Source organism: Citricoccus sp. (assembly GCF_032154715.1).
Lineage (GTDB): Bacteria > Actinomycetota > Actinomycetes > Actinomycetales > Micrococcaceae > Citricoccus.
On the sequence record NZ_JALDXU010000095.1, the window covers coordinates 1 to 12,547 of the forward strand.

General features: G+C 71.5%; 15 protein-coding genes. 9 read left to right on the forward strand and 6 right to left on the reverse strand.

All coding sequences use genetic code 11. From position 1 onward, the window contains the following. The first annotated feature begins 106 nt into the window (after positions 1 to 106). From RUH65_RS13110 to RUH65_RS13120, 3 genes are all read left to right on the forward strand, one after another. On the forward strand, positions 107 to 559 hold the full coding sequence (locus RUH65_RS13110) for a VOC family protein (protein ID WP_313817992.1): 453 nt from the start codon (positions 107 to 109) through the stop codon (positions 557 to 559). A gap of 77 nt (positions 560 to 636) precedes the next feature. After that, a complete protein-coding gene (locus RUH65_RS13115; RefSeq protein WP_313817993.1) occupies positions 637 to 1,452 on the forward strand; it encodes an AraC family transcriptional regulator in 816 nt (271 codons plus the stop codon). A gap of 58 nt (positions 1,453 to 1,510) precedes the next feature. Then, a complete protein-coding gene (locus tag RUH65_RS13120; protein WP_313817994.1) occupies positions 1,511 to 2,398 on the forward strand; it encodes a VOC family protein in 888 nt (295 codons plus the stop codon). Positions 2,399 to 2,403: 5 nt separating this feature from the next. Here the strand turns inward: RUH65_RS13120 and RUH65_RS13125 are convergent, their stop codons facing one another. Next, positions 2,404 to 2,997 carry a DinB family protein gene (locus RUH65_RS13125; RefSeq protein ID WP_313818007.1) on the reverse strand — a complete coding sequence of 198 codons (594 nt, stop codon included), beginning with the start codon at positions 2,995 to 2,997 and terminating at the stop codon, positions 2,404 to 2,406. A gap of 188 nt (positions 2,998 to 3,185) precedes the next feature. Here RUH65_RS13125 and RUH65_RS13130 point away from each other — a divergent pair, with 188 nt between their 5' ends. Then, positions 3,186 to 4,340, forward strand: a complete 1,155-nt coding sequence (locus tag RUH65_RS13130) for a DUF368 domain-containing protein (RefSeq protein WP_313817995.1) — start codon at positions 3,186 to 3,188, stop codon at positions 4,338 to 4,340. A 50-nt stretch (positions 4,341 to 4,390) separates the two neighbouring features. Here RUH65_RS13130 and RUH65_RS13135 read toward each other — a convergent pair whose 3' ends face one another. Together RUH65_RS13135 and RUH65_RS13140 are read right to left on the reverse strand one after the other, a co-directional pair. Further along, positions 4,391 to 4,846, reverse strand: coding sequence for an NUDIX domain-containing protein (locus tag RUH65_RS13135; protein ID WP_313817997.1), 456 nt, complete (start codon positions 4,844 to 4,846; stop codon positions 4,391 to 4,393). Between the two features lie 84 nt (positions 4,847 to 4,930). Then, on the reverse strand, positions 4,931 to 5,824 hold the full coding sequence (locus RUH65_RS13140; protein ID WP_313817998.1) for a PhzF family phenazine biosynthesis protein: 894 nt from the start codon (positions 5,822 to 5,824) through the stop codon (positions 4,931 to 4,933). A 30-nt stretch (positions 5,825 to 5,854) separates the two neighbouring features. On the opposite strand from RUH65_RS13140, the gene RUH65_RS13145 reads away from it, so the two are divergent. Continuing rightward, a complete protein-coding gene (locus RUH65_RS13145) occupies positions 5,855 to 6,496 on the forward strand; it encodes a maleylpyruvate isomerase family mycothiol-dependent enzyme (RefSeq protein WP_313817999.1) in 642 nt (213 codons plus the stop codon). Positions 6,497 to 6,502: 6 nt separating this feature from the next. Here the strand turns inward: RUH65_RS13145 and RUH65_RS13150 are convergent, their stop codons facing one another. Together RUH65_RS13150 and RUH65_RS13155 are read right to left on the reverse strand one after the other, a co-directional pair. Then, entirely contained in the window at positions 6,503 to 7,153 is a 651-nt protein-coding gene (locus tag RUH65_RS13150) for an NAD(P)H-binding protein (RefSeq protein ID WP_313818000.1), read from the reverse strand. Positions 7,154 to 7,275: 122 nt separating this feature from the next. Continuing rightward, entirely contained in the window at positions 7,276 to 8,082 is an 807-nt protein-coding gene (locus RUH65_RS13155; protein WP_313818001.1) for a LysE/ArgO family amino acid transporter, read from the reverse strand. 69 nt (positions 8,083 to 8,151) lie between these two features. Here RUH65_RS13155 and RUH65_RS13160 point away from each other — a divergent pair, with 69 nt between their 5' ends. From RUH65_RS13160 to RUH65_RS13170, 3 genes are all read left to right on the forward strand, one after another. After that, the gene (locus RUH65_RS13160; protein ID WP_313818002.1) at positions 8,152 to 9,120 is read left to right on the forward strand and encodes an ArgP/LysG family DNA-binding transcriptional regulator; all 969 of its coding nucleotides are present in this window, start codon (positions 8,152 to 8,154) and stop codon (positions 9,118 to 9,120) included. 185 nt (positions 9,121 to 9,305) lie between these two features. Further along, on the forward strand, positions 9,306 to 9,719 hold the full coding sequence (locus RUH65_RS13165) for a phage holin family protein (RefSeq protein ID WP_313818003.1): 414 nt from the start codon (positions 9,306 to 9,308) through the stop codon (positions 9,717 to 9,719). 130 nt (positions 9,720 to 9,849) lie between these two features. Further along, complete coding sequence (locus tag RUH65_RS13170; RefSeq protein WP_313818004.1) at positions 9,850 to 10,767, forward strand: aspartate dehydrogenase domain-containing protein; 918 nt, start codon at positions 9,850 to 9,852, stop codon at positions 10,765 to 10,767. On the opposite strand, the gene RUH65_RS13175 is transcribed toward RUH65_RS13170, so the two are convergent. Then, positions 10,764 to 11,342, reverse strand: a complete 579-nt coding sequence (locus RUH65_RS13175) for a DUF2087 domain-containing protein (RefSeq protein ID WP_313818005.1) — start codon at positions 11,340 to 11,342, stop codon at positions 10,764 to 10,766. The two genes, RUH65_RS13170 and RUH65_RS13175, sit on opposite strands and share 4 nt — an antisense overlap. A gap of 124 nt (positions 11,343 to 11,466) precedes the next feature. Between RUH65_RS13175 and RUH65_RS13180 the strand changes: the two genes are divergently transcribed. After that, positions 11,467 to 12,547: FAD-binding oxidoreductase (locus tag RUH65_RS13180; RefSeq protein WP_313818006.1), on the forward strand; the 1,081-nt coding region annotated here is incomplete at its 3' end.

Sequence of the window (12,547 nt, forward strand, 5' to 3'; positions counted from 1 at the left end):
CCCCCCCCCCACTCAGTGTGCCTGCGCAGGCGGCTCCTCTGATGCAGCGCCGGGCTGCGCAGGATTGGAGTGGGCCCGGGGACCACTCAGTCCTAGGGTCGGTTTCATGAACCAGACCAGTACGGGCATCGGCTCGAACATCTACGTCAACCTGCCCATCCAGGACGTGGCGGCGGCGAGGACGTTCTGGACCGCAGTGGGGGTCCGCATCTCGGAGGACTACTCCGATGAGAACGCCCTCTCGCTCTCCTTCAGCCCGCACGTCACCGTGATGCTGCTGACCCGGGACTTCTACGCCAGCTTCCTCAATGGCAAGCCGGTGGCAGACACCCAGGCCGCCAACGGAGCGATCGTCGCGCTGGACGCCGCGGCCCGGGAGAACGTGGACCCCTTCGTGGATGCCGCCCTGGCCGCCGGGGCCACCGAGGTTCCGCCCAGCGACCCGAACCCCGCGCAGGAGATGGTGGATGCCGGCCTGATGTACGGACGCACCTTCACGGACCCGGACGGCCACCAGTGGGAGGTCCTCTGGATGTCCTCGGAGATGCCGGCCGGCTGAACGCCGGACCCTCCCGGGCTAGGGCCGGAGCACGTGACATGCTGACAGCAACCGTGGCCCGCGGCCACACTAGGTCCGTGAAAGACCAGCACGGAGAGCACGAGGCCGCGGCGCAGCGGGCCGCCCGGTTCATTGCCACCCATGCCACCGAGCCCGTCACCGTCGCGGACATGGCCGATGCCGCCGGCTACAGCCAATTCCATTTCACCCGGATGTTCGCCCAGCAGCTGCGCGTCACCCCCAATCGTTTCCTCGCCGGAGTCCGGTTCCACCGGGCCAAGGAACTGCTCCTGTCGGAGGACCATTCCGTGGTGGACGTCTGCCACGAGGTGGGGTTCTCCTCCCCCGGAACGTTCACCCGCCGCTTCCGTGACGCGGTCGGTGTGGCCCCCTCGGAACTGCGCCGCCTCGCCGATGCCCTCACCACCACCACACTGGCCCCGTTCGCCGTCCTCCCGCCCGGCATCACGGAGGCCGACCTGGCCCAAGGGGCACCGAACCCCGCCACCGGCCAGCTCGGCACCGTCCACGGCACCGTCCGCCTGCCACCCCACCTGCGCGGCGGCCCGGGCCTGGAGGCGTTGGTCTGGATCGGCTTCTACCCGGCACCCTCCCCCGCCGGGCTGCCGGTGACCGGTGTCCTCCGCCTCGGCGAGGGCTCGTTCCGCTTGCCCCTGATCGCCTCCGCACCGTGGCTGCTGGCCACGGCCGTGCCGGCCACCGCGGAACCGGTGGAGCACCTGGCCAACCCGCGCCCCGCCGTCGGTATCCATCCCCAGCCGCTCACGGCCTCCGCCAGGGTCGAGCTGAGCCTGAACGTCGCGGCTCCGTGGCAGTTCCCCATGCTCAGCGCGCTGCCGTCACTGATGCCCCGGTACCGCTCACCCGCCTGAACCTTTCCAGCCCGGGGACCATCCAGCCCCCACCCTGCACCATGACCAGGAGTCCGCCATGACCGAGAACACCAGCCCCGCCGCCAGTACCGCTCACACCGGCTTCACCGCCGGATCCCCCGTCTGGGTGGACCTCGGTGTCCCGGACCTCGCCGCCGTCCAGGGCTTCTATCAGTCCCTGTTCGGCTGGGAGTTCGAGGACATGGGCCCGGATTTCGGGAACTATCACATGATCACCCACCACGGCGCCTCGGTGGGAGGCGCCATGTCCCAGATGGAGTCCGAGGCCGAGCAGCCGGCCGCGTGGACCGTCTACCTCAAGAGCGATGACATCGAGAAGTCGCTGACGGACACCGCCGCGGCGGGCGGCAACGTGATCGTGCCCGCCATGCCGATGCCCGGACTCGGCTCGATGGGTGTGGTGATCACGCCCGGCGGGGAGGGCATGGGCATCTGGCAGGCGGACGGTTTCGAGGGCTTCGTCCTGGACGGCACCGTCGGCGCCCCGGTCTGGTTCGAGGTCATGAGCTTCGACTACGAGGCCGATGCCGAGTACTACCGCACCGTCTGGGGATGGGAGCCGACCCTGCTGGGAGACGACGGCCGGGAGGCCGGCGCGGAGACGGAGGCCGGTCCGAGCGAGCCTTCAGACGGGACCGAAGAGACCGGCGACGGTGCTGAGGGCGGGCGTTATGCCAACAACCACCCGGGTGAGGCCGCGACCGCCGGACTGTGCGATGCCCCGCGCGCTTGGTTCCCCGAGGGCACCGACTCCTACTGGCGCCCCTACTTCATCGTCGAGAACGCCGACGCCGCCGCGGACCTGGTCCGCGCCCACGGTGGGACCGTGCTGGACGGCCCGATGGACACCCCCTTCGGCCGCCTGGCCACCGTGGCCGATCCGGCCGGGGCCACGTTCCAGATCTCGGAGCTGCCGGCCGGATAACGGGCTCAGGTGGGCGGCAGCGTGCTGGACATCGTGTCCGGCGCGGCCGCCGCGATCTGCCGCAACCGCTCGGTGTAACCGGACCACCAGTCCCCCGCCGCACCGTCCCCCTCGCCGGGGAGGTTGGAGTTGCCCGGCGCCAGGCCGGCGGCACCGTCGAGCAGTTCCCGCACGATGTCCACGTGCCCCAGGTGCCGCTGGTACTCGGCCACCATGTGCACCAGCAGCCGGCCGAGGGTGACCGTTCCGTTCGTCCACCACGGCACGGTCCCGACGGCGGCCAGGTCCGTTCCGGCGATCGCCGCATCTGAGGCTGTGGCGCAGCGGTCCGCGAGCGCGAAGATCCACGCCACCGATTCCTCGGCCGTGGCGTACATGTCCGCGTTGGGCTCGGCGCCGTCCTCGAACCAGGGCATCTCGATCCCCGAGGGCCGGCCGAAGCAGTCGGTGAAGTACTCGACCTCCACGGAGGAGACGTGCTTGAGGACACCCAGCAGGTTCGTGCCCGTGGGGGTCATCGGAGTGCGGAGTTGCCGTTCCGTGAGCCCCTCGAGTTTCCAGCGCAGGTTCCACCGGGCGTTCCTCAGATACCAGTGCAGGACGGCCTTGGTCCCCCCGTCGGCGTCCGTGCCGGTGGGCGCGGCGGCGCGTCAGTCATGGAGGACATGGTCCCACCTGCCGGGAGATCGGGCCAGTACCGCGAACCAGTACCCCGGATCGGTACACTCGGGACTTCGCCCATCCCGCCGTCCGCGGCCCGCAGCGACCCACGGAGTCCCACCGCCTCATGTCCAGTTCCGAGCACACCCCCGCGTCCGAGGCCGTACCCGCCACCGCCCGCACCACCGCATCCACCGCCGCAGCGGCCACACCCACAGGCGCACCCACAGACCCACCCGCGGCAGTAGCGGGGTCGGGGAGCACCCCTGCCGCCGCACCGACTGTCCCGGCCGAGCGGCCGACGTCGCTGCTGGGGAACCTCGTCCGCGGGGCGCTGATCGGAGCGGTGGAGACCGTGCCGGGTGTCTCCGGGGGCACCGTGGCACTGGTGGTGGGCATCTATCACCAGATCATCGACTCCGCGGCGCACCTGATCTCGGCGGTCCGCCGGCTCATCACCGGACCGGACCGCGCCGCCGGGATGCGGGAGCACCTGGCGCTGGTGCACTGGAAGGTCGTCCTGCCCGTGGCCCTAGGCATGCTGCTCGCGGTGTTCACGGCGGCCGGTCCCATGGCCGATGCCATGGAGAACCACCCGGTGCAGATGCGGGCCCTGTTCTTCGGCATGGTCCTGGCCTCCGTGGCCGTGCCGGTGCGGATGATGCTCCAGGGGCTGGCCACCGAGCGGTTCAGGGCTGTGGCGTCCGGCCGGGATCCCGCTGCGGTCCGGCTGCGCGCCGGCCACGTGATCGCCGGAATCGGGGCCGCGGTGGCCACGTTCCTCCTCGTCTCCCTGCCGCCGGCCTCCGTGGAGGCCCACCCGCTCGTCCTGGTGCCGGCGGCCATGGTGGCGGTGTCCGCGCTCGTGCTGCCCGGGCTCTCCGGCTCGTTCCTGCTGCTGACCTTCGGCCTCTATGAGCCGACCCTGCGCGCCGTGGACGAGCTCGACCTCGCCTACCTGGGGGTCTTCGCCCTCGGCATGGTGCTGGGCCTGGTCCTGGTGGTGAAGCTGCTGAAGTGGCTCCTGGACCACCGGCACACGATCACCCTGGCCGTCCTGAGCGGTGTCATGGTCGGCGGTCTGCGGACCCTGTGGCCCTGGCAGGACGAGAGCCGGGCACTGCACGCCCCCGGCGAGGGCGCGGGCCTGGTGCTGCTGCTGTTCCTGGCCGGCTTCGCGGTGGTCGCCCTCCTGCTCCTGGTGGACGCGCGGATGCAGAAGCGATTCCTGCGCGAGCACGGCCGGCACGGCCAGGCCGACGTGGGGACGGCAGGAGTCTGAGCAGAACGGACTGACAGGAGCGGGCGGTTCAGTACCGGTTCTGTACCGGCTCAGAAGGGGCGGCGGCGCGCCAGCTCCGGGAAGACGGCCCGCAGCAGTGGCGCGATGCCGTGCCCGGCCGGGGCTACCGGGCCGGCCGGGTCCATCCAGACCAGTTCCTCGATCTCGGCGGTGGCCTCCGGGACCTCGTTGCGAGCCAGGGGACGAAGGAGGACGAAGACCTCCGAGTGCAGCTGGTGACCGTTCTCATTGGCGGCCGGGGTGTCCCAGGCACCGATGTGCTCCAGGTCCTCCGGGGGCACGGCCAGGCCGGTCTCCTCCGCCAGCTCGCGGATCGCGGTGTCCAAGGGGCTCTCGTCGTCCTGGTGTTTGCCACCGGGGAACATGAACATGGTGGTGCCGGCCTTGCGCACCGTCAGCACCCTGCCGTCCGGACGGTACAGCACGACCGCGGCAACCTCGATCGGCTGGGTGGTGCTGACTCCGTCCGGTCCTCTGTTCTCCATTGATTCATCTTCTCGCGACTCCGCCGGTTTGGTCGTACGCGCCACCGGAGGGCGTGTTGTACCGAGCGGTAGCGATGCGAGCGGCTACCCGGCCGGCAGGTGCACCGTGCCCTGGACCACGGTGACGCACTCGCCGCCCACCCAGATGGTGTCCGGATCCTGCGGGTCCCGGTCCAGGTGCACCCGGCCGGAACGGCCCAGGGCGGTTCCCTGTGAGGCGAGGTAGTTCCCGGGCATCCGGCCCGTGCCCATGAGCCATTGGGCCAGGCCGGCGTTCAGGCTGCCGGTGACCGGGTCCTCGGGGCCTCCGAGGCTCGGGACGAAGGCCCGGACCTCGACGTCGGCCGGGCCGGCCGCCGACGGCCCCACGAGACCGATATCCGAGGTGATCGCGCCGTTCACCCGAGCACGCAGGACCGTCTCGGCGTCCCGGAGCAACAGGCCCATCCAGCCGGGGCCGTTGTCCACCCAGGCCGCGTCCACCAGATCTGCAGACTCCAGCCCCACCTCCGCCAGCGCCCGATCCACCTCGGCACCGTCGACCGGACCGGAGCGCACCAGGGGCGGGGCGGCGAAGGCGAGCCGGCCGGCGTCGTGGTCCTGCCGGAGCGTGATCAGTCCGGCGGCGCACTCCTGGACCACCGTTCCGGTGGAGGCCGGACGTCCACCGGCGGCCAGCCAGGCGTGTGCCGAGCCGAGGGTCGGATGGCCGGCGAAGGGCAGCTCGCCGTCGGGCGTGAAGATCCGCAGGCGGTAGTCGGCGGCGGGATCCGTGGGAGTCAGCAGGAAGGTGGTCTCGGACAGGTTGGTCCAGCGGGCGAAGGCCGCCATCTCCGCCTCGTCGATCCGGTCCGCCCCGTGCACCACCGCCACCGGGTTGCCCGCGAGGGGCTGGGCGGAGAACACGTTGACCTGGGAGAACGGATGCGCGGACAGAGGGGTCGACGGCCGGGAATCCGGCTTCGGGGACAGAACCATGGGCCGAGTGTAGTGGCCTAGGGTGGGAACGTGAACGCGACCTGGGACCTCATCCACACCGAGCGGGCGGCCCTCGCGGACGACCTGGCCGGGCTCGACGACGAGCAGTGGCATCAGCAGTCCCTGTCCACGGCGTGGACGGTGGAGGAGGTCGTGGCGCACCTGACCGCCGGCGCCTCGACGGGCTTCTGGGCCTGGATCCGGAGCATCGTCGGTGCCCGTTTCAAACCTGACCTGCACAACCAGCGCCGGCTGGAGGAACGGCTCGGCGCCACCCCCGCAGAAACCCTCGAGCAGTTCCGCCAGACCATCGACTCGACCGTCTCCCCCACCGGGACCCTGCCGGCCTGGCTCGGCGAGGTGGTCATCCACGGTGAGGACATCCGGGTGCCCCTGGGGCTGCGCCGCGCCTATTCGGACGAGGTACTGGTGACCCTGCTGGACTTCTTCGAGTCCTCGAACTTCACGGTCCCGTCCAAGGCCCGCGCCCGGGGGCTGACGCTCGTGGCCACGGATGTGCACCACTGGGTCGGCACCGGCCCCGAGGTCAGGGGCACCGCGCTCGACCTGATCCTCGCCCTGGCCGGCCGGCCGGTGCCCGCCGAGCGTTTCACGGGCTCGGGGGCCTACGACTTCGACGCCCGCGGCCACGAACCGTCCCAGCGCCGGTAGTCCGGTTCAGGCGTCCGAGACGGTGAAGCGGGTGTTGTGGTGGGCCGGTTTCTGCACCTCGTCCAGGATCGCCACGGCCATGGTGCCGGCCGTGGTGTGGGAGGTGCCGTCGGCGGCCGTCAGCAGGGCATCGGTGCCGAGCTGCGGCGTGGTGGCCTCGCCCGGGGAGAACGTCATCTGCGGGGAGATGCCCACCCAATCAGCGGTGTCCACGGTCCGCAGGTACTCCAGTTGCTCCAGCGCCGCCTCCGGGATGCTGATCCAGGCCTCCGCGCCCGGAGCCTGCCGGATGCCCTCGATCGCCAGGGCACCGGTCTCCGGGTCGGTGAGGGATCCGGCGCCGAGGATGAACACGAGCCGCGGTGAGGACTCTTCCGTGGCCGGGGCGGCCTCCACCAGTTGCCGCACCAGCTCGTTGTGGGTCCGGGCCCGGTCTGGTGTGGTGCCGAACGCATCGACGATGGCCTCGAAACCGGCCAGATCCTCTGCCGTCAAGGCGAAGGCGTCCTTCTCCACCACCGCGGCGTCCGCTCCCAGGACCTCCCTCGCCTTGGCGGCGTCGCGGACGATGGCGACGGCGTCCTCGCCGCGGCGCACCGCCTCCCGGTAGATCTCCTGGCCGGCCATGCCGGTGGCGCCGATGATTCCGATTTTCATGTCCCGCTCCTGGTCGTTCTGGTGGGTGCTGCTGGAATGGTGGGTCGATCACCAGGGCAACGCCCCGGACCCCGCGGCCATTCCCGCACCACGTCGGGGCTTGAGCCCCGGGTGCCACACCATCAGCCCAGGGCCAGTGATCCCGCGATGAAGACCATGACCGAGCCGACCACGATGTCCACGATCTTCCACGTCCGCGGCGTGTCCAGCAGGGGCGCGAGCGCCCGGACTCCCAGGCCCAGCACCAGGAACCAGAGGGCCGAGCCGGTCAACGCACCGCCGGCGAACACCCACTTCTCCGCCCCGTAGGAGTTGGCGAGGGTGCCGAGCATGACCACGGTGTCCAGGATGGCGTGCGGGTTCAGCACGGACACGGACAGGGCGGTCAGCACCACGGTCAGCACCGGCGTGAGGGCCCGCTGGGGGCGCGTGCCCCGGTGCAGCCGCACGGACAGCTTCTTCGGGTCCGAGACCACCGCCATCGTTCCCGTGGACGGGCCCGTTGCCTGCGGGCCTCGAGCCTCAGCACCGGCCGCGGAGGAGGTCCCGACGCCGGCTGCGGCGCCCACCAGCACCGGCCCGCCCCGGTCTTCTGGAGCCTCGGCACCCGGGTGCGTGCCGTCGTCGGGCTCCACGGCCATGGACCGCCGGGAACCGAACGCCGAGCGGAAGGAGGAGAACGCGAACCAGAGCAGGTAGGCGACCCCGCCCCACTTGAGCACCTCGAGCAGCCACGGCGCGCTCTCGGTGATCACGCCGACGCCGGCCGTCCCGGCCGTGATCAGCACGACATCGCCGACCAGGCAGACGGCGAGCGCCACGAACAGGCGGTCACGGCGGATGGCCTGGCGCATGATGAACAGGCTCTGGGCACCGATGGCCACAATGAGGGCGAGGCAGGTCAGCAGACCAGTCAGGAAGATCGTCACGGAGCCACGCTAGGGCGGGCCAAGAATCCGTTCCACCTACATATCCTTCAGGGTATTAAGCTTTACTTCATGAACACCGATCACCTGCGGGCTCTCGCCGCCGCCGTGGACGAGGGAACCTTCGACGCCGCCGCCGCGCTCCTGCGGATCTCCGGATCGGCCTTCTCCCAGCGCATCAAGGCCTTGGAGAAGGACGCCGGCCAGGTCCTGCTGACGCGCACCGTCCCGGTGGGCACCACGGCCGCCGGCGACCGGATGCTGCGCCTCGCCCGGCAGGTGGCGGTGCTGGAGGATGAGACGAGGCGCTCCCTCGGCCAGGGCACAGGCGGACGCACGGTGCTGTCCGTGGCGGTCAACGCCGACTCGATGGCGACCTGGTTCGTGGAGGTGCTGCGCCAGGCCGCCACCTGGGACGACGCCGTGCTGCAGCTGCACCTCGAGGACCAGGAGCACACGCACGAGCTGTTGCGCTCCGGCACGGTCATCGCGGCCATCACGGAGGACCCCGCCCCCGTCTCGGGCTGCCTCTCCATGGAGCTGGGTGCCATGGACTACCACGCGGTGGCGGCATCCGCCCTGCTGGACCGGTACCGCCGCGAGGACGGGTCCGTGGACTTCGATGCCGTTCCCGTGCAGGAGTTCGGCACCCGGGACAGTCTGCAGCGCAGCCGGCTGGCCGCCTGGCGCGCCGACCAGGCCAGCCGAGGATCCTCCGGGGCCGGAGGAGGAGCACGCAGCAGGGGCACGGGCGGCGATGGGAGGGGAGGCGATGGGCTGGTCGAGGCCGGGCCCCCGCGTCATCAGGTCCCCACCGTCGGTGGGTTCAACGCCGCCGTGGCCGCGGGACTGGGCTGGGGCATGATCCCTGCTGGACAGCTGCCGGAGGGAGTCCTGGAGGGCACCCACGCGGACCTGGTGGCCATCCCCGAGCTGGGCCAGTCACGGGTGGCCCTGCACTGGCAGCGCTGGTCCGCCGGGACCGAGGCGCTGGACCGGCTCACGGCCGCGGTGCAGCAGGCGGCACGCCACATGGCGTGAGTGCACGGTGGACGCGGCATGATCCGTCAGCACCCGCCGGAAGTAGTCGTCCCCCGCCAGCCAAGGAAGGCTTGACCCCACGGGCGACTCGTCCTCTGATGTAGTGACCGGGAAAATTCGCCGGGAACCCGTGGCCGACATCCGGTCCTGATGCCCGAAGCCGGCCCCAGAGAAGGAGGATCACCATGATCCGCATGTTGCTTCAGGCCGCCATCAACGTGGTGATGGCAGCCGTGGGCCTGCTGGTGGCCGGGGCCGTGATCGAGGGCGTCACCCTGAATGCCGTCGGCTTCGTGGCCGCCGTCCTGGTCTTCGTGGTGGCCCAGGCGATCCTCGGCCCCTTCGTGTTCAACCTGGCGCGACAGTATGCTTCGGCCATCCTGGGTGGGATCGGGATCGTCTCAACCTTCCTGGCCTTGTGGATCGCCACCCTGATCCCCGACGGGCTGTCCATCGAGGGCGTCTCGGCCTGGGTCCTGGCCCCACTCCTGGTCTGGGTCATCACCGCCCTGGGCATGTGGCTGCTCGGGTTCCTCGTGCTCAAGCGCTGGTGGGACAAGCGCGCCGAGCAGAAGACGATTCGCCGCGCGGTCGCCTGACCTTCGGCCGGCGGTGCGCAACATGGCCTGAACGCTCGAGGCGATGGTGTGGACTGGGGACTCCGCCCGGCCCTCGGGCCGGGCGGGGCCTCCCTCTCTGACGCCAGATCCCACCTGTGAAGGACTCCCCATGCCCCCGACCGTCCGGTCCTCACCCGCCCGCGTGCTCCTGCTGGGCTTCGGCGCCATCGGCCGCCACGTCGCCACCCTGCTGGCACCGGAGCGGGACGCCGGCCTGCTCCAGCTGCGGGCGGCCGAGCGCGATGTGGCCGCTCATGGCCACCGGAGTGTCCCGGGAGTGGAGCTGGTCACCACCGGCCTGGACACCGACTGCCCCACCTGGCCCGAGGCGTTGGCGGAGGCCGACCTGGTGGTGGAGTGCGCCGGCGTCACCGCCGCGGGCGAGTACGGCCCCGAGATCATCGCCGCGGGGACCGACCTGGTGCTGACCAGCGTCGGAGCCCTCGCCGATCCGGACCTGGCACGGACGCTGCTGGCCGGCCCCGGGCGGCTCTGGGTCACCAACGGTGCCATCGGCGGCTTCGATGTTCTCGCCGCGGCAGCCGATGCCGACGGGCTGGACTCCGTCCGCATCCGCACCTCCAAACTCCCCACCTCCCTGCTCCGGCCGTGGATGGCCCCGGACGAGGTGGAGCGGCTGCGCGCCCTGCGCCCCGAGGACGGTCACACGACGGTGTTCTCCGGCGGTCCCGCGGAGGCCATCGAGCGGTTCCCGGCCAACGTCAACGTCGCCGTCGGGCTCGCGTGGGCCACGCGCGGGCGGGCGGCGGCCGGCGTCGGGGTTGGCTGTGTTGACGGGCCGGAGGATGCGGCGCTGCTGCGACGGTCCCTGGAACGCGTTCAGGTGGAACTCGTGGCCGATGCGGCCGCCGTGCGCAGCCGTCACGAGATCCTGGCCGCCGGGCCCGCCGGGCGGATCGAGCTCGCCTTCGAGTCGGCGCCCAGCCCGGAGAACCCCAAGACCTCCGGCATGACGGCCCTCTCGGTGACCCGCACGATCCGTGAGGCCCTCGCCCGCCGCGGTTAGGGGATGCGGGAGTCCGCCGGGATCGCGTACTCGGTGCCCGTCGCGGTGCGCTCCAGCAGGGAGGCGTCCACGAGGTGACGCCGCAGCATCGCCACGTCCGGGTGGAACACGTGCAGCCGCTGGTTCAGCTGCGCCTCCGTGAGGACCTCGTCCGGGCCCAGGGCGTGATCGCGCACCCACCGCAGCACCTCGGTACGCTCGGCTGACGAGGCGGGTATCGCGTCGATCCGCGGCCCACGTCCGGCCACCAGGAACTTCCCGACGCCGGCCCTTGCCTCCCGCTGTCCGCCGCGGGCGCTCACGGTGAGGGGCGCCCGCAGGGCGTTGCCGTCCACGGTGACGGAGCCGATGTCATCCTCCGTCAGGATGCCGAGCTTCAGCCAGCCCTCCACGGACTTCTGCTCCTTGGTGGTCAGGTCCCCGCGGGCCACGGGGTCGAGGGTGCCGAGGGCGGCCCGGGCGAAGACGGCGCGGGCGGCCTCGTTGCCGAGCGCGGCGAGGATCGGCTTCCAGTCGGGGGCGGCGTCAGAGGGGTGCGGGGACGGGGCGGCGGGAGTGTTGGCTGGATCACTCATGAGTCCAGTATTGCCCAAGGCCGGGACAACAGACAGGGCCTTCCATGCTTGCCCCTGTCTTCCCCGTCCGGCACAGTGCAAGGAAAGGACCTCATGCCGCCCGCACCCCGAAGGGACCCCACCCATGGACCGTGAGACGGACCTGGATCCGGACGCCCAGCCGATGCCATTCCATGATGACAGGGCGGTCAGCGGCCTGTGCACCGGGCCGGCCACCGATCCGCAGACCGGTCCGGGCGCCGATGCCGCGGTCCGGGAGTTCGAGCAGCAGCTGCGGGGTGAGGTGCACACCTCATCGCTGCGGCGGGCCCTCTACTCCTCGGACGCCTCCAACTACCGGATCGCGCCACGGGTGGTGGTCTGCCCCCTGGACGAGGCCGACGTCGTGACCGCCGTCCGGATCGCGGCCCGGCACGGGCTGCCCGTGACCGTGCGGGGCGGGGGCACCTCCATCGCGGGCAATGCCGTCGGCCCCGGGCTGGTCCTGGATGTGGGGAAGCATCTGCATCGGATCGTGGGGATCGACGCTCAGGCCCGCTCCGCCGTCGTGCAACCGGGGGTGGTGCTGACTGACCTGCAGGCCGCCGCGGCGCCACACGGACTGCGGTTCGGGCCGGATCCGTCCTCGGCGAGCCGCTGCACCATCGGCGGGATGATCGGCAACAACGCGTGTGGCCCCCACGGACTCGCCTACGGGCGGACCGCGGACAATGTCCGCCGCCTGCGCTGGCTGCTGCCGAACGGGCGGATCCTGGACGTGGTGCCGGGGCGTGATGCGGTGGAGCAGGTGCCCGGGCTGGAATCCTTCATCCAGCAGCATCTCGAGCTGCTGCGCACCGAGCTGGGCCGGTTCAACCGCCAGATCTCCGGCTACAGCCTCGAGCACCTGTTGCCGGAGAACGGCCGCAACCTGGCCGCGGCGCTCGCCGGGACGGAGGGCACGTGCGGGGTGCTGCTCGAGGCGGAGGTGGAACTGGTGCCCCGGGCCCCGGCGCCCGCGCTGGCGGTGATCGGCTACCCGGACATGCCCGCGGCGGCCGACGACGTCCCCTCCCTGCTGCCCCATCGGCCGCTGGCGCTGGAGGGCCTGTCCGGCGAGATGGTCGAGGTGGTGCGGCGGTCCCCCGGCGGTGACGACGTGCCGGAGCTGCCGGCCGGCGGTGGCTGGCTGATGGTCGAGGTCGGCGGGGCGGACACGGCCGCGG

Coding starts and splice junctions, on each gene's coding strand:
- RUH65_RS13110 (WP_313817992.1), top strand. CDS start 107: ATGAACCAGACCAGTACGGGCATCGGCTCGAACATCTACGTCAACCTG.
- RUH65_RS13120 (WP_313817994.1), top strand. CDS start 1,511: ATGACCGAGAACACCAGCCCCGCCGCCAGTACCGCTCACACCGGCTTC.
- RUH65_RS13130 (WP_313817995.1), top strand. CDS start 3,186: ATGTCCAGTTCCGAGCACACCCCCGCGTCCGAGGCCGTACCCGCCACC.
- RUH65_RS13135 (WP_313817997.1), bottom strand. CDS start 4,846: ATGGAGAACAGAGGACCGGACGGAGTCAGCACCACCCAGCCGATCGAG.
- RUH65_RS13140 (WP_313817998.1), bottom strand. CDS start 5,824: ATGGTTCTGTCCCCGAAGCCGGATTCCCGGCCGTCGACCCCTCTGTCC.
- RUH65_RS13150 (WP_313818000.1), bottom strand. CDS start 7,153: ATGAAAATCGGAATCATCGGCGCCACCGGCATGGCCGGCCAGGAGATC.
- RUH65_RS13160 (WP_313818002.1), top strand. CDS start 8,152: ATGAACACCGATCACCTGCGGGCTCTCGCCGCCGCCGTGGACGAGGGA.
- RUH65_RS13165 (WP_313818003.1), top strand. CDS start 9,306: ATGATCCGCATGTTGCTTCAGGCCGCCATCAACGTGGTGATGGCAGCC.
- RUH65_RS13170 (WP_313818004.1), top strand. CDS start 9,850: ATGCCCCCGACCGTCCGGTCCTCACCCGCCCGCGTGCTCCTGCTGGGC.
- RUH65_RS13175 (WP_313818005.1), bottom strand. CDS start 11,342: ATGAGTGATCCAGCCAACACTCCCGCCGCCCCGTCCCCGCACCCCTCT.